1 protein-coding gene is annotated in these 1,819 nt (G+C 73.3%); it reads left to right on the top strand.

Annotation, left to right across the window (positions count from 1 at the left end; all coding sequences use genetic code 11):
- Positions 1 to 336: 336 nt before the first annotated feature.
- Positions 337 to 1,819, top strand: a 1,483-nt coding sequence (locus GTR00_RS20090) for a CoA-acylating methylmalonate-semialdehyde dehydrogenase (RefSeq protein ID WP_166613307.1), incomplete at its 3' end; no start/stop codon positions are given.

Below are 1,819 nucleotides of genomic sequence, written 5' to 3'. Positions count from 1 at the left end.
CCGCCGGCCCACTCGCCGTAGCGGTAGCGCCCGCCGCGCCGCCGCGCCCAGGACCGGCTCCGCGCATCGCTCATGGCGCGACGCTACGTCGCGGGCCGCCGGTGCGCCACGCCCCGCGGCGGCCCCGGCGGCGCCCCGGGGGCGCCGGGCCCGACGCGGTGTCCGGGCAGGGACGCACATCATGACAGTTTGTCTTTACAAACCAGGGTGCTCGGGTGGCATGATGCGTGCGTCCGCCGACCCGTGACCGAGGAGGCTCCCCCCGTGAGCACCACGACCGCCAGCTCCACCGCCGCCGCTGGCCCGTCCCCCTCGCGGGAGACCGCCCGCCCGCTCGTGCAGCACTGGATCGCCGGTGCCCCCGGCACCGGCGGCGCCCAGCGCCGCGCCGAGGTGTACGACCCCGCCACGGGCCGGGTCACCAAGGACGTGGCGCTGGCCTCGCCGCAGGACGTGCAGGCCGCGGTGGCCGCCGCGAAGGCCGCCTTCCCCGCCTGGCGCGACACCTCCCTGGCCCGGCGCACCGCGGTGCTCTTCGCCTTCCGCGAGCTGCTCAACGCCCGCAAGGGCGAGCTGGCCGCGATCATCACCGCCGAGCACGGCAAGGTCCTCTCCGACGCCCTGGGCGAGGTCTCCCGCGGCCAGGAGGTCGTGGAGCTGGCCTGCGGCATCAACCACCTGCTCAAGGGCGGCTTCTCCGAGAACGCCTCCACGAGGATCGACGTGTACTCCCTGCGCCAGCCGCTGGGCGTGGTCGGCATCATCTCCCCGTTCAACTTCCCGGCGATGGTGCCCATGTGGTTCTTCCCCCTGGCCATCGCCGCGGGCAACACCGTGGTGCTCAAGCCCAGCGAGAAGGACCCCTCCGCGGCGAACTTCATCGCCGCGCTGTGGAAGGAGGCCGGCCTCCCCGACGGCGTCTTCAACGTCCTGCACGGCGACAAGGTCGCCGTCGACGGCCTGCTCACCCACCCCGACGTCGCCTCGATCTCCTTCGTCGGCTCCACCCCCATCGCGCGGTACGTCTACGAGACCGGCACCGCCCACGGCAAGCGCGTGCAGGCCCTGGGCGGGGCGAAGAACCACATGCTCGTGCTGCCCGACGCCGACCTGGACCTGGCCGCCGACGCCGCCGTCAACGCCGGTTTCGGTTCCGCCGGCGAGCGCTGCATGGCCGTCTCGGCGCTGGTGGCGGTCGACTCCGTCGCCGACGAGCTCGTCGGCAAGATCAGGGAGCGGGTCGCGACCCTGCGCACCGGCGACGGCCGCCGCGGCACCGACATGGGCCCGCTGGTCACCGGCGCGCACCGCGACAAGGTGGTCGGCTACGTCGAAGCGGGGCTGGCCGCCGGCGCCGAGCTCGTCGTCGACGGGCGCGAGGTCGTCCCCGACGCCGCCGACGAGCAGGCCGCCGCCGAGGGGTTCTGGCTGGGCCCCACGCTCTTCGACAGGGTCGGCACCGACATGTCGATCTACACCGAGGAGATCTTCGGCCCGGTGCTGTCCGTGGTGCGCGTGTCCGGCTACGACGAGGGCATGGAGCTGATCAACTCCAACCGCTACGGCAACGGGGTGGCCATCTTCACCAACGACGGCGGGGCCGCGCGCAGGTTCCGCAACGAGGTGCAGGTCGGCATGATCGGCGTCAACGTGCCGGTGCCGGTGCCGGTGGCGTACTACTCCTTCGGCGGCTGGAAGGCCTCGCTGTTCGGCGACACCCACGCGCACGGGGTCGAGGGCGTGCACTTCTTCACCCGCGGCAAGGTCGTCACCGAGCGCTGGCTGGACCCCTCGCACGGCGGGCTGAACCTGGGCTTCC

The organism is Kineococcus indalonis (genome assembly GCF_009906395.1).
In the GTDB taxonomy this organism is placed as follows: Bacteria; Actinomycetota; Actinomycetes; order Actinomycetales; family Kineococcaceae; genus Kineococcus; species Kineococcus indalonis.
This window is presented reverse-complemented; position numbering and strand designations above follow the sequence as displayed.